The sequence below is a fragment of the Variovorax sp. Root434 genome, assembly GCF_001426595.1.
GTDB lineage: Bacteria > Pseudomonadota > Gammaproteobacteria > Burkholderiales > Burkholderiaceae_C > Variovorax.
Genome location: NZ_LMEK01000012.1, coordinates 53,976 through 72,131, shown reverse-complemented (window position 1 = coordinate 72,131; position 18,156 = coordinate 53,976). Strand labels below are relative to the sequence as shown.

The following is an 18,156-nucleotide window of genomic DNA, read 5'->3' as shown; positions in this document are numbered from 1 at the left end:
TGGTTCTTCAGACGGTTGCGTGAAAGCCTTGCGCGAGCGCGCGGGTAACTTCGGCCGCCGGCACCTCGCGGCAGCCGGTTGCGTTCTGCCCCGACCACAGCGGAGAGAAATCGCCGCTGCCCTGCGCTTCGGCCTTGGCCCGCAGCGGCGCAATGCCCGAGGTGGCCAGCGGAAACTCCGGCACGACCTCGCCGATGGGCCCCAGGTCGCGCATCACGCGGTTCACGATGCCGCGGGCCGGTCGGCCAGTAAAGAGATTGGTCAGCGCCGTGTGCCGCGAGGCCCTGCTCTTGAGCGCCTCGCGATGGAGCGCGCTGGTGGTCGCCTCGGGCGTCAGCAGGTAGGCCGTGCCAATCTGCACGCCCGCCGCGCCCATCGCCATGGCCGCGGCCACGCCGGCTGCATCGGCAATGCCACCGGCCGCGATCACCGGCACCTTCACCGCATGCACCACCTGCGGCACCAGCGCAAAAGTGCCGAGCTGCCGCGTCAGGTCGTGCGACAGGAAATGGCCGCGGTGCCCGCCGGCCTCCAGCCCTTGCGCGATGACCGCATCCACGCCGCGCGCTTCGAGCCACTGCGCCTCTTCGACCGTGGTGGCCGATGCCAGCACCTTCGCACCCCAACCGTGCACCTGCGCCATCAGCGCTTCGGACGGCAACCCGAAATGAAAGCTCACCACCGGCGGACGGAATTCGGCCAGCAAATCGGCCACTTCGACGCTGAAAGGGTTGCGCCCCGGGCCGGTGGGAATGTTCGCCGCGTCGATGCCGAACTCGGCGTAGTACGGCATCAGCGCGGTACGCCAGGCCGCTTCGCGATCGCTCGGCACCGGCGCCGTGTGGCAGAAGAAATTGACGTTGTAGGGCTTGCTGGTGCCCGCGCGAATGGCGGCGAGTTCGCTGCGCATGACGTCGGGGCTCAGCATGGCTCCAGGCAGCGAGCCCAGGCCACCGGCATTGCTGACAGCGATGGCCAGCGCGCTGCCCTGCACGCCGGCCATGGGAGCCTGAATGAGCGGAAGGTCCGTTCCGATGAGTTGTTGCAGCGTGGTCATTTGGAGCGCTCCTTGTTCGTGTGTCGCCGGTTGCCGGCCATTCTCCTGCCAAGCCGGAGGTTGCGGCGGCGGCGGGGTCATCATCGCCAAATGACTTCGGCACAATCGCGCGCATGCCCATCCTGAACCCGACGCGGCCCGCTCACTCGCGGCCGCTGCAGCGCACCATTGCTGCGGCCATTGCCACCGCCAGCCTCGTCATGCTCGGCGGCTGCCCGCAGAAAGAAGAAGCCCCCGCTGCCACCGCCGACGCGCAGCCGGGCGAAGCCGCAGCGGCCGTGGCAACCGCCGAGGCCGTTGCCCCCGCGGCACCGCCAGCATCACCTGCACCACCAGTGCCTCGCCCCACCGCATCTGCCACGCTCAAGCGAGCCGAACTCATGGCGCTGGTGTTCCCCGACTCCCAGGGCCCGGGCGCCTCGCCCCGACAGCCCGACACCGTCTCGCTGCCCGAGAGGGCCAACGAGGGCAAGACAGTGCCCGGCAGCGAGGCCGATCAACAGGCTCAGGTGTCGCCGCGCGAAGTGGTGCGGCTGGACGATACGCACGCCGTCATGCTGACCGAGACCGTGCCGCTCGACGACCGGGGCGAGCCGATGAACGGCCACGTGAACGGCGCATGGCTCGGCGCCTACTTCTTCGAGCAGAGCGCCGAGGGCTGGAAGCTCGCGAGCCGCAGCGACGCTGTCGACTACCTCGGCTTCATGGGCAACCTCGGCACCACCAAGGTCGAGCGCATCGCGCCCCAGCGCTTTGCGCTGACCATTGCCCACGGCAGTTGCTGGCAGGGCTACTGCGGGCAGTGGCTGTCGGTGTATGGGCTCGAAGCGGGCAAGGTGCGCGTGCTGGCAAGGGGCATTGCGCTGTCGGCCACCAATGAAGGCGCCGACGAGTCCTGCGAGAAAGTGCCCAGGCCCGGCAAGCCGGAAGAGCCGCCACGCGGCGCGTGCTTCGACGTCAGCGGCACGCCGAGCTTTACGCTGGGCACCGACGAGGAGCCGGGTGAGATGCGCATCGCGTTCAAGGGCGAAAAAACGAGCGGCACCAAAAACCGCCGCGTGCTCACCATCGACAGCACGCTGGTCTATGCCTGGCGCAATGGCGCCTATGTGCCGACCGAAGGGCACAACCCCGTTCCGTCGTTCTGACGGGCGGGCACTGCGGCACCAACCCCGCCAGTTATTCCTCGCTCGTCCACTCCACCTGCACGCCAAGGCTGCGCAGGTTTTCCACGAAGCGCGGATGGGCTCGGCGAATGGGCGTGGCGTTGCGGATCTCGGAACGCCCTTCGATACTCGCCGCCACCATGAACAGCGCGATCGCCACGCGAATGATGTAGGGGCTCTCGACCACCGCGGGCGTCAGCGGATTGCCACCGAAGGTAATGAGCCGGTGCGGGTCAGACGAGAACACGTGCGCGCCGAACTTCGAAAGCTCGCCCGTCCAGCCCAGCGCCCCGTCGTACACCTTGTTCCAGAACATCGCATTGCCCTGCGCGCGCACGCCCAGCGCGATGAAGATTGGCAGCAGGTCCACCGGAAAGTAAGGCCACGGCGCCGCCTCCACCTTCGTCAGCACGTTGCTCGTGAATGGCGTCTGCACCTTCAGCGGACCGGTGCGGATGGCGCGCGACCAGCCGTCTTCATGCACGATCTGCACGCCGAACTTCGCGAACGTGCGGTCGAGCAGCGGAAAGTTTTCAGGTGCGCTGTTGCGCACGACCACGTCGCCGCCGGTGATGGCGCCCAGCGCCAGGAAGGTCGTGATCTCGTGGAAGTCTTCGTCGAAGCGGAACTCCCCGCCCTTGAGCGTGCCGCCGCCGTGCACAGTGAGCCGCGAGGTGCCCATGCCCTCGATGCGCACGCCGATCATGGCCATGAAGCGGCAGAATTCCTGCACGTGCGGCTCCGATGCCGCATTGGTCAACGTGGAAGTGCCGCCCGCAGCCGCCGCGCACAGCACGAAGTTCTCGGTGGTCGTGACGGAGGCGTAGTCCAGCCAGTGGTCCGTGGGCGTGAGGCGGCCCGCGCTGCGCACCAGCAGCGAGCCTTCGGTGCGCTCCACCTCGCCGCCGAAGCGCTGGAACACCTCCACGTGCGGATCGATCTCGCGCACGCCCAGCGTGCAGCCCTTCACGTTGTCCTCGAGCCGCGCCACGCCGAAGCGCGCCAGCAGCGGCGGCACCAGCATGATCGACGAGCGCATCTCCTCGGGCAGGCGGTGGCGCGATGCATCGAAGGCGGTCTCGCGGTGGTGCAACTCGAGCGTGCCGGTGTCGTGGTCCATGCGCACGTCGCTGCCCAGGGTGCGGAAGATGTCGAGGATCTTGCGCACGTCGGTGATGTCGGGCACGCCGTGCAGGCGCAACGGCTCCCAGGTGAGAAGCGTGGCACAGAGCACCGGCAGCACGGCGTTCTTGTTGGCGGAGGGGGTGACGCGGCCACGCAGCGGCGTTCCGCCGTGCACGATGAGGTTGGACATGGGGGCGAGCGGGAAAGCGGGAGGCGGTGGAAAAAAGGGCCGCGGACGATCCGAAACCCGGGGCCAGAACTTTACCGTCTGGCAGCAGCGTGAACGGCGCCAAAGTTGTAAGCACTTCAAATGGCGGCCCCGGCATCCAGCCGGCTCGGCGAAGCGACTCGCGACGAACTTGTTACTCCCCGCGACATGCGTGCCCCCGCTAGATTGGCGGCACCCGGCCAGACCCGCCGAAAAACACACCTCGAAGGAACAGGAAATGACCCACCCCTACACCGGCGGCTGCGCATGCGGCGCAGTCCGCTACGAGATTTCAGCCGAGCCCATCTTCCAGAACGACTGCCAGTGCCGCGACTGCCAACGCAAGAGCGGCACCGGCCATGGCTCGTACCTCACCTTCCCGCGCGGCGGCGTGAAGCACAGCGGCCAGGCCACGCTGTGGGACATGGTCGGCGACAGCGGCAACGTCAAGACCCGGGCCTTCTGCCCCGCCTGCGGGTCGCCCGTGTACATGACCTTTGCGGCGATGCCCGACATCTTCACCGTGCACGCCGCGAGCCTCGACGACCCTGACCGGTACAAGCCGCAGGCGGTCACGTATGCCGTGCGCGGACATCGATGGGATTTTCTGGACCCGGCATTGCCCAAGTTCGACAGGATGCCGCCGATGTGAAGGGCGATCAGCTCGCACATCTGGACCAGCTCGGCGCAGACGGGCGTGGTGCTTCCTGACGGAACAGACTGCTTCCAGCTTGCCCGGGCGGACCTGGCCGGCTCGCCTCAGACTCCCGAGCGCTTCGATGCGCCACAGATGGCGCGCGCGAGCGATGCCTGAACCCTCCATGCCGATGGAGTTGCGCGAAGGCCGATGACGGTTCAGCATCCTCATCCCCTCCAAGCCCAACAACCAAACACGGAGACCCGAATGAGAAAGCTCAAGATCATGGAGCACGTGTCGCTCGACGGCGTGATCCAGTCCTCCGGCGAAGACGGCTTCCCGTATGCCGACTGGACGGTGCCCTACCGGACTCCCGCCGGCCGGGACGAGGTGCTCGCCGCGCACGGCGGGCGCTTCGACCTGCTGCTGGGCCGGCGCACTTACGACATGTGGTCGGACTACTGGCCGAAGGTGCCGGCCAGTCCGATGGCTGATGGCTTGAATGCGGCCACCAAGTTCGTCGTCACCCATCGCCCGGAAAGCCTCGCGTGGGGGCCGTTCGAGGGCGTCGGACCGGACCCGGTCGAGGGCGTGCGGCGCATCAAGTCGCAGGCTGGCCCGGACCTGGTCCTCTGGGGCAGCTCAACGCTGACATCGACGCTGTTCGAACACGGGCTTGCGGACGAAGTCATGCTGATCGTCTATCCGGTGCTGGTAGGTACGGGGAAGCGCCTCTTTGCGGAAGGAACCCCGGGGTGCTCCTTCGAACTCGCCAGCACCAAGACGACGCCGTCCGGCCTCCTCCTCAATACCTACAAGCTCGCCGGGCCGCTGCAGGCCGCGTAGCGAGTTGGACGGCGCGAGCCAACCCGCCCAGGCTGCGCAGCGACACCACAAGCTGGCGCGCGAGCGGCGAATCCTCGTGCAGCACAGCCATCAGCGGCCCGGAGCCGATTGTGCGGCTGCTCACCAGCAGTGCCACGATCGGCGGGATGCCGAGCGCCACCGACACGCCGGCGTCCAGCACGGCCTTCAGCGCGCTGAAGGCGATGAGCTCGGTGTACTGCAGCTCGATGTCCGGCAGCCCCTTGGGCAGCTGACGCTGCGTTTCTCGGCGACGGCGACGAACTGGCGAAGACTCCTCGGATCGATCTGGCTCATGTGCAGTCCTGAACGCGGTGCGGCGCCGCTTCGACAGCCTCGGGCGCCCCCATACGATTCTCGTATGCCTGCCCGGTCAAACGGTATTGGACGAAGTCCTCACCCCAGTTCGATGATTGTTCCGTGACAAGCCATTCGGGCAATTGAGCGCAGACGCACGCGGTGCGTGCACGTGATTCGGGCGCAATCTCTTTGAGCAACGATGGAGACAACGGATGAAAGTTCGATTCCTGTTCTTGTGGATTGCTGCGTCGATGGGCCTGCTCTCTATCGGCATGTCCGGTCATGCAGAGGCGCAGACGCAGGCGAGCGACGCTTCTCAGCGCTCGGCGCGAATCGTCATCGGCTATCCACCGGGTCAATCCGTCGATACGGTGGGGCGATACCTGGCATCCGCCTTGAGCAAAAAACTGGACCGTAATTTCTTTGTCGAGAACGTTTCGGGTCAGAGCGGAAGCATCGCGCTGGGCAACGTTGCCAGATCGACCGGCGACCTGAACACCCTGACCTTCTCCGCATCTTCGGCGCTGGTGATCAATCCGATCCTCTTCAAGGCCGTGAGATACAACACACTGAAGAACTTCGAGCCGGTCGCGACGCTCTACGACACCCCGCTGCTGCTGCTCGTCAATTCCAGGCTGCCGATCGATTCGGTTGAGTCCCTGGTCAGCTATGCGAACAGCCATCCAGGGGAGATCAGTTTTTCGTCACCGGGCGTAGGAAGCGTTTCGCATCTCGCCATGACGGAGTTCCTCCGGCGTACCAAGCTGAAGTTTGTGCACGTCCCCTATCAGGGAGCCGCGCCATCCCTGACGGCCCTTGCCGCAGGCCAGGTTCAGGTGACCTTCGAAGGGGTGGCTGCTGCGACGCCGCTCTTGCAAGGCGGTCGCATCAAGGCCTTGGCAATCAGCAGCGCAAAGCGGCTGCCCAAGCACGAATCGATTCCCACGGTTGCCGAATCGGGGCTTCCGGGATTCGATGTCGTGCCATGGGTCGGCCTGCTGACGCCAAGCGGTGTCGCGCCGGACAAGATCGCGGAGATCTGGAACGCAGTGCAGGCCATCCTGCAAACTGACGAGTACACGGCCTTGATCGAGCAGGTTGGGGGGAGACAAGCGGTTCGATCACCCTCGGAGTTCCGCAAGTTCCTCGAAGCGGAGGTTCCGCGCTGGCAGGAATTCATCAAGGTTTCGGGAGTAACTGCGGAATAAGAGAAGACTGCGCGAATCGAGCCGAGATTCCGCTCGTTGAATTGCATCAATAGATTGAATGGAGACAAAAATGTCATTAAGCATTGCAGATGAGATGGCTTCGCAGTGGACACCTGTCGAATCGAGCCCGGCCATGAAGCATGCTCTCGAAGGATTGCCTTCGGGCTGGAAGACCCGTCGATTGGCCCCGTCGCTCGGTCTGGAGTTGCAGGATCTGTTTCTGCCGGATCTCGATGACGACGGCATTGCCAGGATTCGCGCGCTGCTGTTGGCTTTCCGAGTGCTGGTCATTCGGCGTCAGCCTGTCTCCGCCGCACAGCATGTGGCGTTCGCTCGAAAGTTCGGCCATCTCGAGACGCAAAATCCGCTGCTGGCCGCCAACGCGGAATTCCCCGAACTTGTTCAACTCAAGTCTTCCCGGGAAAGAAAGGGCGCCGAGAACCTCTTTCACTCCGACACCGCGTTCTACGAGAAACCTTCGATGGGTTCGATTCTTCGTTGCATCAAGTGCCCGGAAGTTGGAGGAGACACCATCTTCTGCAACATGGTTCAGGCTTACGCCGGGTTGCCGGAGGAGGTCAAGCGGAAGATCGACAGCATGGTGGCAGTCAACGACATCAATGTCGCGTTGTTCAAAAAGATGGATCCGAACGAACGTGCCGCATATCGGGATCGACATCGTTCTGTGGAACATCCGGTGGTCATCACGCATCCTGAAACCGGGGAGCTGATCCTGTACGTGAACGAAATCCACACCACGCACATCGCCAACTACCGGGAAGTTCTGGGCTCGGATTGGGGCATGGATACACCGACCCAGATTCGCGAGCTGTTCGACTTGCTCGTGCGTCAGGCCAAGATTCCGGAATACCAGGTGCGTGTGCACTGGGAGCCGGACACGATCGTCTTCTGGGACAACCGGGCAGTTCAGCACTACGCGGTGTCCGACTACTACCCCTCGGAACGTCACATGATGCGCGCGACCGTCATCGGCGATGTTCCGAAGCGGGTTCGATAGCGGCCATCAATCGCAGGTTCTGCACAGCCGCGCCCGCGGCCCCTTCCCCAGGTTGTCCAGAACCGCGCCCAAGACGATCTGACCTGTGCGCTCATTGCATGCAACGGCCAGACTCAGGTCGTTTGAGCCGTTGTGGACTTGCGGGTCCAGTTCGGTCATCGGCACGGCAGACGACATCGGCTGTACGTGAACGTGCGCCGCATCGCGGTATCGCTGCGCAAGGCATTCGTGGATGCGCATGCCCGAGGCATCAGAGGGAAGCATTCGCTCGTGCAATCCGATGGTGAGCACGATGCCCTGCCGGTAGCTGCCATAGGCCGGCACGAAGATGGGCCGCTCCGCCAAGCCGGCGTAGGCCTCGATTTCCGCCACGTGCTTGTGCTCGAGTGCAAGGCCGTAAACCTTCAACGAATGCGCTCCCGTCCCGGCCTCGTGCGCTTCCGCCCCCGCCCTGCCCTGACCCGAATAGCCTGAGACGGCATGGATGACAAGCGGATAGTCGGCGGGCAAGAGGCCCGCATCCGTCAACGGTCGCAGCAGGGCGACCGCAGCGGTGGGATAGCAGCCTGGATTCGTGACCCGCGCCGCCGAGGCAATGCGTTCGCCTTGCCGTGCATCGAGCTCGGGCAGGCCGTAGACCCAGCCCGGGCTGGTGCGGTGAGCCGAGCTGGCGTCGATAACGCGCACCGAAGGGTTCTCGATCATCGCCACCGCGTCGCGCGCCGCTGCATCGGGCAGGCAAAGGATGGCGATGTCGCACTCGTTGAGAGCGACCCGTCGGGCAGCCGCGTCCTTGCGCAGGTTCGTCGGCAATGTGCGGATGCGGAATTCCCCACCCCGGAGCCGGTTCTGCAAGTCAAGGCCGGTGGTGCCCTGATCGCCGTCGATGAAGATATTGAGGTCCATGGAGCGCGATCGTAGGCATCCGACCTCGATGGCTCCAGCTAAATATATGGAACCCAGGATTAAGAAAAGTTAAATTGGCGCCATGCGAGAACTGAGCCTCGACCATCTACGCACCCTTGTCGCCATCGCCGACCTCGGCTCCCTGGCCAATGCCGCGCGCGCCCTTCACCTGGCGGCGCCCACGGTCACCGTCCAGATCGCGGAACTGGAGTCGCGCCTGGGTGGCCAGTTGCTCGTTCGCGGGCGGGGGCCCGCGCAAGCGACCGCCTTGGGAGAGCGGTTCATCGCGCGTGCCCGCAGGCTGCTGGCCGACGCGGACGACGCGGTGGAGGACGTCCGACGCCAGCTCGCCGGCCAAACGGGCCGCGTCCGGGTTGGTGCCTCGACGGGTGCCATTGCGCATCTGCAGCCGCCCGCGCTCGGGCGCCTTGCCCGCAACCATCCCGGCATCGACGTGAACGTACAGGTGCTGACCTCCAACGAAAGCATGACCCGGCTCGCCGCAGGCAGCCTGGACCTGGCGGTCGTGGCGCTACCGCAGACACCCGTGCGGGGCGTCCATGTCACGCCCCTGCGGCGCGAGGCTGTCGTCGCCTTCCTGCCGGCGGACTGGAAGGCACCGAGGCGGCTGACTCCGCAGTGGCTGGCCCAGCAGCCGTTGATCATGAACGACTCCTCCACGCGTCTCTACAGGCTGACCGCGGAATGGTTCTCCGCGGCTGGCGTCCATTGCCGGCCGCGCATCGAGCTCAACTACAACGACGCGATCAGGACACTGGTCGCCGCGGGCTACGGAGCGGCTCTGCTCCCGGAGGAGTCGCACGAGCAGGCGCGCGACCCTCGCATCGCCATGCGTCCGCTCAGCCCGGCTCTATGGCGGCAGCTCGGTCTCGCGGTCAGCGACCGGGGCGCCAGCGGACCGACGCGTTTCGTCATGGACGCCTTGTTGCCTGAAAAGGGTTCAGCTGGCGGCTGAGCTGACCGCCCGATGTGCCGACGTTCAAGGAGGCCGTCGCACGCATCGCCTCAACCCCTGCCGCGGCACAACCCGCCCCGGCCTGCCCTGCAGCTCGCAGTTCATGATTCCCGGCAACGGCTGCTCGGGTTTCTCGGGACAACCTGGAGCGCTCTCTGAAGCCTGAATACCCAGTCAGGCGGGGATAATTCTGAATATCTTTGTACTCACCGTCCGCAACCGCTATCGCCATGCCTTCGGGAATCAAGTTTTCGAACATGCCGGCCACGCTTGACCAGCACCCGAAACGGCAAGGGGGGCCGGGGCGCGTAGTTCGGTTCAACCTTGGACTGCAAATTCAAGCATGAACCTGCGACAGATCGAGGTATTCCGCGCGGTGATGGTCACCGGCTCGGTGAGCGGTGCGGCGCGACTGCTCCACGTCTCCATTCCCGCCGTCAGCCGGCTGCTCTCGCATACCGAGAGCCGGCTGGGCTTCCTGCTCTTCGAACGGGTGAAGGGACGCCTGCATGCGACGGCGGAGGCGAAACATCCACACGGGGTCTTCACTCATGACGGCTCACGTGAAAATCGACCCGAGTAGACTCTGCGGCTTTCCGTTCTGCAGAGGAGCGACCCGCGATGGCTGTCTTGGACACCGGCCCTTACTTCCACGGCACGCGAGCGGACCTCCAGGTGGGCGGCTTGCTCACCGCAGGCTTCCGTTCAAACTACGACGGCCGCGTCGTCATGAACCACATCTACTTCACCGCCACGCCAAAAGGTGCCGGGCTGGCCGCCGAAATGGCGAGGGGCGACGGCCGTCGCCGCGTCTACATCGTCGAACCCACGGGCTCCTTCGAGGACGACCCCAACGTCACCGACAAGAAGTTTCCGGGCAATCCCACACGCTCGTACCGCAGCCGGGATCCGCTTCGGATCGTGGGCGAACTGGAGACCTGGGAGCTCTTTGACGCGGAGTACATCCAGCAGCTCAGGGAGCGTGTACGCGTAGGCATGGGAGAGATCATTAACTGAATCCCGCCTGCCATGCCGCGCTGGGTAGCGATCGGAAATGGACTGGGTTGTTGAGCGCCTTGGACGCGTCGGCGCGACCGCTGTGCGGCAGAATCCGGCCAAGTGCGGGCATCCAAGTGTGTGAATCCGTTTGGGTCGCAAAGCCACCCAAACGGGTCGGATGCGCCGCAAGACTTCATTCGGACTTCATCAAGCGCGAATCCGCCCGCGATAGCCTGCGGCAGCAATTTCGCACTTTGCACGTAGGCACAACCCAAATGGCAAAAGCTCGACAAGTTGAGGGCAACCGAACGCCGATCTTGGCACGCCTGCTGGAGCCCCTTTGCGTGGCGATCTCTTGGTCCGCTCTGATCCTCGCGGCACCGATTTTTGTCATCGCGTTTTTTGATGCCACGCACCTGACGCATCGAATCAGCCCTTCTGAGCAAGATCACATCGAAATCGTGTCCCGTTACGCACGGACTTTCATCGATCAGAACAAGAGGCTCCCGGACCTCGACGAGTACCAAAATTGGGTGGTCGCCACTGACAAACAGCAAGGGACACGTCTCGATGGGCTCGGGTACTCCTTGCACACGGAATGCGCGAAAGAGGTCAGGGACTTCTGTGTGGGTTTCTTGGCTGACGATGTCTGGGTGACCTACAGGTCAGGACAGGCAAGCCCTGCGGAGGCGGCGATCGATGGCCGTCTGGGCGAGGCATGGCTCGAAGGAGGTGCCTTTGCGGGACTGCTGGCCATCGCCGCCTTCTTCAGGCGGGCAGCCAGTGTCAGGCGGAGGCCTCCGCAAATTGAATGACTTCTTCAGAGATGCTGCTATGTCTCTTGTGGGCCCACAAGAGACATTGAGCTTTCTCCAAAGCCGACGTTCACGGTTGCTTCAACTCTGAACCCACGGTTCTTGACGCAGGCCTGAAATGTTCTTGTCCCGTGCCAGTTTCCAGAGTCGCAGCGCATCGTCAAAGGTCACGCGATGCAGGTGCAAAGCGGGGACAAGCTCGTCCTCGTAGTCCGCATCAGTCCACTGTTCGAGCACGACATCTCCGTGGCGGTAGACGTAGACAACGAACATCGGCCCCTCGTCGCTTCCGAAGCGAAGGAAGGCGCCACGAAGCTCCTCGTAGTCGGCTTCTGTCAGCTGAGGATGGTCTTCGATGAAGACCTGTTTGAGGGCGTCTTCCAAGTCGCCGTCAGATGGGTCGCGAATGTCGCCGCCAAATCGGCGACTGAGGATAAGAAACGATTCACTCAAGCAATGTCTCCTGATGGCCGGATGCGGCCCTGCACCGACACTACACCGACTCCAGATAGCAGCTCAGAATTTGGGCCTTCCGATAAAGGTCAGGCCCCGATACATCTTCCTGAGGTTCATCGAACTCGACCCAGTAGTAGTTCTCTGGCCCCATCACCGTCTGAACCGGTTCCGCTTCACTACAGATGGTCCCCAGGAAGGTGGCCTTCCAGCCGCCGCTGGCAGCCACATAGACGCGAGCATAAAGGTCGAAAACTTTCATCAAAATCCTACTAGGCAGCCGGAGCAACCGTCGTCAACGTCTGTAAGTGACCGACTGTAGGCTGTCCCTCTGCGGTCGTGAGTGAGCCCAATACGATCTTCTTGTCTATAAGACTTCAATCAAGCACCCTCGCGTTCGGCGCGACCGACGTTGGACGGCCTTAATATCAATCTGCTCTGACAGATTTACGACGACGGATTTGAAGAGCCAACACCGCACGGTCGATGCTCAACAATCCAAGAAACATCGCGATCGCGCTCACCACGGTCATGCTCAGCATTGACGGGATGGCATCACCATAGCAATCTCGTTCCAACAGAAACGACATCAGGTGTTCATATCTCAAAACGATATGTAATGCCCCAATCAAGACGCCGATTGCTAGCAATATCGAAGTGATCGCATACAGGACGACATAGGCAAGGCGACTTGGCCAGCGCCCGCAAAAGGGAAGGCACCAAGAGGACACCCCCAGCCACCCGATTGATCCCAGGATCAATAAAGGAGTGGCTAGGGGGTAAACGAAGTCTTGAGTAGCGGCGCACGGGTCCCGGGATTGTGTGACGCTACCCAGCAGGAACAGATGACAGGCGAATAGCACGGCGGCGCATAAGGGCTTAGTGAGCATGGTCAAAAGATAGTGGCCGGGCTGGATCCTTCGCCGGAAAAGACAAAGCCTCATGATGCGAAAGTGAGGTCAGTAGTTCTGGGTCAACTAGGCGGCCGTTGTCCGACTACCGATGTCTCTAGCAATGACCTTCGCACCGAACATATGTGGCTTGCCCATATGGCTGTTGATGGGCGAAGGGTGGCGAAGTTGTGAGTGTCAGGTTCTGGCCGGTAGCCGCCTCGTGGCTATTTTGACTTTGACGTCTCGGCCCGCGTCTTCACGAACTCGACAATTGCCTTCGAATCGTTGAGGACGCTATCGGGCTTCGACGTAGGCGGCGGCGTGAGCTGTTCAATAACTCGAATGCGGCGCACCACAAGCTCGTCAATCTCCAGCCGGCGGATTCGAGCACGGCCCACAAAGAGTCGACCGATGGACAGGGCTCCGACGGCCAGGGCACCGAGGGCCACAGCACCAATCAGGATGGAGCCCAATGCGGCCGTACCGATGGCGTGTGCGCCCGTTGCGGTCGCCGGCAAGGCTCGTGCAGACTTTGATGGCATCGAGTTCATCGAAACTCCTTGTGGAACGGCGGAGGTTTCAACCCAATTCAATGGTCCGGCGCAGCAACCCCGCTTGCTCGGCACTCGGCCCGACAAGGATCTCCACCTCGCCCGCCTCGAACAAGGGCTGCAGGTCCGGCCCGAGGTAGCGCAACTCGGCCGCCGGCAACTCCAGTTCGACCGCGCCGGCTTCGCCGGGCATCAATCGCAGCTTCGCGTAGCCCCTGAGTTCCTGCAGCGGCCGGGTGACACGGCTCACCTTGCCGCGCACGAACAGGAAGACGGTCTCTTCAGCCTCGCGCGCGCCGACGTTGCTCAGCCTGACGCTGATCTTCAACGCGTCCTGCTCGCGCACGCGCCGCGGCTCGATCTGGAGCTCGTCGTAGCTGAACCGGCCGTAGGTCAGGCCGTGGCCAAAGGCATACAGCGGCGTGTTGTCGACGTCCTGGTACTTGCTCGTGAAGTAGTCGGCGGGATTCATCGGCCGGCCGGTGGGTCGCTGGCCGAAGTGGATCGGCACCTGCCCGACGGCGCGCGGCCAGCTCATCGGCGTGCGGCCGCCGGGCGATGCCCGGCCTGTGACCACATCGGCGATCGCATGGCCGGCTTCGACGCCGAGGAACCACGCAGCCAGCAGCGCATCGACGTGTTCGGACAGCCACGGGACAACGAGCGGACGCCCCGAAAACAGGATCGCGACGACGGGAATGCCGAGCGCGTGTGCACGGGCCGTCACCGCTTCGGCCAGAGCCTGCTGCCGACCGGGAAGCGCGGGCGTGGCGCGGCTGGCCGCCTCGCCACTCATCGTGGCGCGCTCGCCCAGGCACAGCAAAACGGCGTCGGCGCCCTCGCACAGCGCGACCGCAGCTTCGACGCCGCTGTCGTCGTCGCTCTCGATGGCAACGCCCGGTGCGTGGCGTATGTCGGTCTGCGGCAGCGCGGCGCGCAAGCCGGCAAGCACGCTGACGGCCGGCTCGTGTTCGCCGGCACCCCACCACGGGCCTTTCATCTCGGTGCTTGCGTCAGCCAGCGGGCCGATGACACACAGCGCCTTGGCCGCCGCGGGCAAGGGCAAGGTGTCACGCTCGTTCTTCAGCATGACGATGGCCCTGCGCGCGGCGTCGCGCGCCACCGCGCGCCGCTCGGCGACAACCGCCGCGGGCTCCGGTGTCGCGCCGCGGCGGTAGGGGTCGTCGAACAGTCCGAGCTGCTCCTTGAGCCGCAACACGCGGCGCACGCTGGCGTCGATCTCCTCGATCGTCACCCGCCCCTGCTCGAGTGCGACCGGCAGGCCCTTGCGGTACGCGTCGGCCATCATGTCGATGTCAACGCCGGCCTTCAGCGCGAGCACCGCGGCATCGACGAGATCGGCGGCAACACCGTGCTTGATCAATTCCGCGATCGCGTTGTAGTCGCTGACGATGACGCCGTCGAAGCCCATCTCGCCGCGCAGCCAGTCGCGCAGCAAGGGAATGTGCGCCGTCATCGGCACGCCGTTGAGATCGGTGAAGGCGGGCATCAGCGTCGCGACGCCGGCGCGTACGGCCGCCGCGAAGCCCGGCAGATGCACTTCGCGCAAGGTGCGCTCGGAGATGTCCACGGCGGCGTACTCCCGCCCCGCGGCGACGCCGCCGTACGCGACGAAATGCTTCGCACAGGCGGCCAGCGATTCGGCCGACGACAGGTCCGTGCCCTGGAAGCCGCGCACCTTGGCCTGCGCGATGCGCGCGTTGAGCCAGGGGTCTTCGCCGGGTCCTTCCGCGGTGCGGCCCCAGCGGGGATCGCGCGATACGTCGAGCATCGGCGCGAAGGTCATCGCCAGGCCTTCGGCAGCGCCTTCGCGCGCGGCCTCGCGCGCCGTGCGCTCCCATAGCTCGTCGTCGAAGGTGCCGGCCTCCGCGAGCGGGATCGGAAAGAGCGTGCGATGGCCATGGATGATGTCCAGGCCGATCAGCAGCGGAATGCCGAGCCGGGACTTCTCGACGGCCAGCCGCTGCATCTCGTGCGTGGGGCCGGCACCGACCATGTTCAGCAGATTGCCGACGGTGCCGTCGATGATCGACTCCGTGGAGTCTCCCGCGAGCACCGGCCCGGTGACCGTGTAGCTGGAGGCGGTCATCGTCAGTTGACCCAGTTTTTCGGCCAGCGTCATCCGGGCCATGAGGGAATCGATGCGACTCATCATCAGGGATTTCGAATAGAACCCAGGGGCCCTAATGATGGCATGCTGCGGGGGAGCCGTCGGCCGCGTGGCGCCGATGATTCGGTAAAAACCAAACGCGACACCCGGGGCGACAACGAAAGGAGCCGTTCGTGCAGAAGGATGACAGGAACCCGAGGGCACTGGCTGCCCTGCCCGATGAAGCCTTGATCGAAGCCGTGCAGCGGCAGACCTTCCGCTATTTCTGGGACGGTGCGGACGCCGCCAGCGGCCTGGCGCTTGACCGCCGCACGCTCGTCGGTGCCACGGGCGAAGACCTGGCCGACGAGAGGGTCGCGATCGGCGGCACGGGCTTCGGCATCATGGCCCTGATCGTCGCGGTGGAGCGCGGCTGGGTCACGCGAGACGCAGCGCTGGAGCGCCTGGGGCGCATGCGCGACGCCCTCCTGCGCGCCAGGCGTTACCACGGCGCCTTCCCGCACTTCATGGACGGGGCGAGCGGCGCGACGATCCCGATGAGCCCGAAGGATGACGCGGGCGATCTGGTCGAGACCTCGTTCCTCTGCATGGGTCTGCTCTGTGCGCGCCAGTACTTCAACGACGACACGGCCATGGCGCGCCGGCTGCGCGCCGACTTCGACACGCTGTGGCACGAGGTCGAGTGGGACTGGTTCACCCATGGCGGGCAGGATGTTCTGTACTGGCACTGGAGCCCGAACCACGGCTGGGCGATGAACCATGAGGTGCATGGCTGGAACGAGTGCCTCATCACCTACTTCCTGGCCGCGGCCTCGCCGAGCCATGCGATCGATCCGCGGGTCTACCACCGCGGCTACGCTTCCGGGCCCGACTTCCTCAACGGCAAGCAGTACTACGGCATCGAGATGCCGCTGGGCTCGGCGTACGGCGGCCCGCTGTTCTTCACGCATTACTCGTTCTGCGGCCTCGATCCGCACGGCCTGAAAGATCGCTACGCCGACTACTGGGACCTGAACACCCGCCACGTACGGATCAACCGCGCGCACTGCATCGCCAATCCCAAGGGCTACCCGGGCTACGGCGAATCGTGCTGGGGCCTGACCGCCAGCGACGACCCCGACGGCTATCTCGCGCACGATCCGAACAACGACAACGGCACCATCTCGCCGACGGCCGCACTGGCCAGCCTGCCGTATGCGCCGGCCGAGGCGATGCAGGTGCTGAGGCATTTCCTCACCGTGCATGGCACGCGCGTGTGGCGGGACTACGGCTTCGTCGATGCGTTCTGCGAGGCGCGTGGCTGGTTCGCAAACACCTTTCTTGCCATCGACCAGGGCCCGATCGTCGTGATGATGGAGAACCATCGCACGGGTCTTCTGTGGAAGCTGTTCATGAGCGTGCCCGAAGTGCAAGCCGGGCTGCGCCGCCTGGACTTCAGCAGCCCGCATCTCGGGTCGTCCGCACTGTGACTGTCGGCATGGCGAGTCGGCAAGACCCGGCGTTCGAGTCCTGGCTCGACGGGCAGCTCTCCCATTCGGCGAGCGCGATGCTGTCCAGCATCTCGCCGGTGCCGATCGTCAAGCACCGCCCAGGCTTCGGCCAGACCATACGGCCGGTCGCCGGCGCCATCGTCGCCTCGCCCGTGCTCGGCAATTACGACCCTGACCCGGACTACTTCTTCCATTGGTTCCGGGACTCCGCTGTCGTCATCGATGCGCTGCGCCTGCTCTACGTCGAGCGACGCATCGGCGCCGAAGCCCTGCAGCATCTGCGCGACTTCATCCGCTTCAGCCTTGCCTTGAACGAACTCGACGGCCGCGCGATTGCCGCGGTGCAGGACCGCAGGGCGCGCGTGCCCCCCGAACTCCTGCAGTACCTGCGAGAGGACCATGAGCTCGCGAGCGTCCACGGCGATGCAGTCGCCGCCGAGACGCGGGTGAACCCCGACGGCACACTCGATGTCCTGCGCTGGGCGCGCCCCCAGCACGACGGGCCACCGCTGCGTGCGCTGGCGCTGCTGCGCTGGGTGGCCGGCGGGCACCTCGACGCGGCCCTGCTGGCCGAGGTCGCGCCGCTGATCCGCTTCGACCTCGGCTTCACGCTGCGCCACTGGCGCGAGCCGTCGTTCGACATCTGGGAGGAGGAAAGCGGCCATCACTACTACACGTTGCGCGTCTCGGCAGCCGCGCTGGCCGAAGGCGCGGCATGGCTGGAGGGCCTGGGCGACGCGGCGCAGGCGCGGCGCTGCCGGGAAGAATCGAAGGCCGTGCTGCGCCTGCTCGATGGCTACTGGGTCGATGAGGGAGGCGCGACGCGCGGCTACTACCGTTCGCGCGAGCTGACCGATGGCCGGCCCAGTCCGAAGGCGCTAGACATCGCGGTGATTCTGTCGGTGATCCACAGCCTCGGCACCGAGGCCGCGCACAGCCCGGCCGATGTGCGCATGCAGGCCACGCTGGCGCGGCTCGACGCACTGTTCGATGCGGCCTATCCGATCAACCACGGCGGTGCCGCGGGCCGTGGCACGGCGATGGGCCGGTACGCCGGCGACGTGTACTGCTCGGGCGGCGCGTATTACTTCTCGACGCTCGGCGCCGCCGAGTTCTGTTTCCGCGCTGCGGCTCTGGACGGCGATGCAAGCCATGGGAGCCAGTGGATGGAGCGCGGCGACGCCTACCTCGCCACCGTGCGCGCATACACGCCGGCCGGCGGCGATCTGTCGGAACAGTTCGATCAGAACAGCGGCGCGCAGACCTCGGCGAAGCAACTGGCCTGGAGCCACGCCGCATTCATTTCGTGTGTCTCGGCGCGCCGCATCGCGCTCGCCGCCTCTCAGGCGCCGCGGTAGC

General features: G+C 64.9%; 17 protein-coding genes and 2 pseudogenes. 11 read left to right on the top strand and 8 right to left on the bottom strand.

Annotated elements, in window-relative coordinates; translation table 11 throughout:
• Positions 1-7: 7 nt before the first annotated feature.
• Positions 8-1,057 carry an NAD(P)H-dependent flavin oxidoreductase gene (locus tag ASD05_RS10930; protein ID WP_056591713.1) on the bottom strand — a complete coding sequence of 350 codons (1,050 nt, stop codon included), beginning with the start codon at positions 1,055-1,057 and terminating at the stop codon, positions 8-10.
• 113 nt (positions 1,058-1,170) lie between these two features.
• Here ASD05_RS10930 and ASD05_RS10925 point away from each other — a divergent pair, with 113 nt between their 5' ends.
• Positions 1,171-2,205, top strand: coding sequence for a hypothetical protein (locus tag ASD05_RS10925; RefSeq protein WP_056591710.1), 1,035 nt, complete (start codon positions 1,171-1,173; stop codon positions 2,203-2,205).
• 31 nt (positions 2,206-2,236) lie between these two features.
• Here ASD05_RS10925 and ASD05_RS10920 read toward each other — a convergent pair whose 3' ends face one another.
• Positions 2,237-3,538 (bottom strand): UDP-N-acetylglucosamine 1-carboxyvinyltransferase, encoded by a 1,302-nt coding sequence (locus tag ASD05_RS10920; protein WP_056591707.1) that lies wholly within the window; start codon positions 3,536-3,538, stop codon positions 2,237-2,239.
• 256 nt (positions 3,539-3,794) lie between these two features.
• Between ASD05_RS10920 and ASD05_RS10915 the strand changes: the two genes are divergently transcribed.
• The 4 genes from ASD05_RS10915 (at position 3,795) to ASD05_RS10900 (ending at position 7,583) form a co-directional block, all read left to right on the top strand.
• Positions 3,795-4,208, top strand: a complete 414-nt coding sequence (locus ASD05_RS10915) for a GFA family protein (RefSeq protein WP_056591704.1) — start codon at positions 3,795-3,797, stop codon at positions 4,206-4,208.
• A 252-nt stretch (positions 4,209-4,460) separates the two neighbouring features.
• A complete protein-coding gene (locus ASD05_RS10910; RefSeq protein WP_056591701.1) occupies positions 4,461-5,039 on the top strand; it encodes a dihydrofolate reductase family protein in 579 nt (192 codons plus the stop codon).
• Positions 5,040-5,569: 530 nt separating this feature from the next.
• Positions 5,570-6,565, top strand: coding sequence for a Bug family tripartite tricarboxylate transporter substrate binding protein (locus ASD05_RS10905; protein ID WP_056591698.1), 996 nt, complete (start codon positions 5,570-5,572; stop codon positions 6,563-6,565).
• A 70-nt stretch (positions 6,566-6,635) separates the two neighbouring features.
• Positions 6,636-7,583, top strand: coding sequence for a TauD/TfdA dioxygenase family protein (locus tag ASD05_RS10900; protein WP_235507940.1), 948 nt, complete (start codon positions 6,636-6,638; stop codon positions 7,581-7,583).
• Here ASD05_RS10900 and argC read toward each other — a convergent pair.
• A pseudogene (gene argC / locus ASD05_RS10895) lies at positions 7,552-8,489 on the bottom strand (N-acetyl-gamma-glutamyl-phosphate reductase). The gene ASD05_RS10900 and the pseudogene argC overlap by 32 nt on opposite strands.
• Before the next feature lie 82 nt (positions 8,490-8,571).
• Here argC and ASD05_RS10890 point away from each other — a divergent pair.
• The 4 genes and pseudogenes from ASD05_RS10890 to ASD05_RS10875 all read left to right on the top strand — a co-directional run bounded on the left by ASD05_RS10890 (position 8,572) and on the right by ASD05_RS10875 (position 11,279).
• Positions 8,572-9,465 (top strand): LysR family transcriptional regulator, encoded by an 894-nt coding sequence (locus ASD05_RS10890; protein ID WP_056591692.1) that lies wholly within the window; start codon positions 8,572-8,574, stop codon positions 9,463-9,465.
• Positions 9,466-9,808: 343 nt separating this feature from the next.
• Positions 9,809-9,994 (top strand): annotated as a pseudogene (locus tag ASD05_RS10885) (LysR family transcriptional regulator); the annotation flags it as partial.
• A gap of 92 nt (positions 9,995-10,086) precedes the next feature.
• Positions 10,087-10,482 (top strand): NAD(+)--rifampin ADP-ribosyltransferase, encoded by a 396-nt coding sequence (arr, locus tag ASD05_RS10880; RefSeq protein ID WP_056591686.1) that lies wholly within the window; start codon positions 10,087-10,089, stop codon positions 10,480-10,482.
• Between the two features lie 257 nt (positions 10,483-10,739).
• A complete protein-coding gene (locus ASD05_RS10875; protein ID WP_056591684.1) occupies positions 10,740-11,279 on the top strand; it encodes a hypothetical protein in 540 nt (179 codons plus the stop codon).
• Positions 11,280-11,360: 81 nt separating this feature from the next.
• On the opposite strand, the gene ASD05_RS10870 is transcribed toward ASD05_RS10875, so the two are convergent.
• From ASD05_RS10870 to ASD05_RS10850, 5 genes are all read right to left on the bottom strand, one after another.
• Entirely contained in the window at positions 11,361-11,732 is a 372-nt protein-coding gene (locus ASD05_RS10870) for a hypothetical protein (protein WP_157610078.1), read from the bottom strand.
• 40 nt (positions 11,733-11,772) lie between these two features.
• Entirely contained in the window at positions 11,773-11,994 is a 222-nt protein-coding gene (locus tag ASD05_RS10865) for a hypothetical protein (protein WP_056591677.1), read from the bottom strand.
• Positions 11,995-12,160: 166 nt separating this feature from the next.
• On the bottom strand, positions 12,161-12,622 hold the full coding sequence (locus ASD05_RS10860; protein ID WP_157610076.1) for a hypothetical protein: 462 nt from the start codon (positions 12,620-12,622) through the stop codon (positions 12,161-12,163).
• 227 nt (positions 12,623-12,849) lie between these two features.
• Entirely contained in the window at positions 12,850-13,176 is a 327-nt protein-coding gene (locus ASD05_RS30450) for a LapA family protein (RefSeq protein ID WP_200955417.1), read from the bottom strand.
• Positions 13,177-13,204: 28 nt separating this feature from the next.
• Complete coding sequence (locus tag ASD05_RS10850) at positions 13,205-15,349, bottom strand: glycoside hydrolase family 3 N-terminal domain-containing protein (RefSeq protein ID WP_056594243.1); 2,145 nt, start codon at positions 15,347-15,349, stop codon at positions 13,205-13,207.
• Positions 15,350-15,480: 131 nt separating this feature from the next.
• Here ASD05_RS10850 and ASD05_RS10845 point away from each other — a divergent pair, with 131 nt between their 5' ends.
• Positions 15,481-16,776 (top strand): glucoamylase family protein, encoded by a 1,296-nt coding sequence (locus ASD05_RS10845; protein WP_056591670.1) that lies wholly within the window; start codon positions 15,481-15,483, stop codon positions 16,774-16,776.
• A gap of 8 nt (positions 16,777-16,784) precedes the next feature.
• Positions 16,785-18,155, top strand: coding sequence for a glycoside hydrolase family 15 protein (locus ASD05_RS10840; protein WP_235507939.1), 1,371 nt, complete (start codon positions 16,785-16,787; stop codon positions 18,153-18,155).
• The last annotated feature ends 1 nt before the right edge of the window (position 18,156 follow it).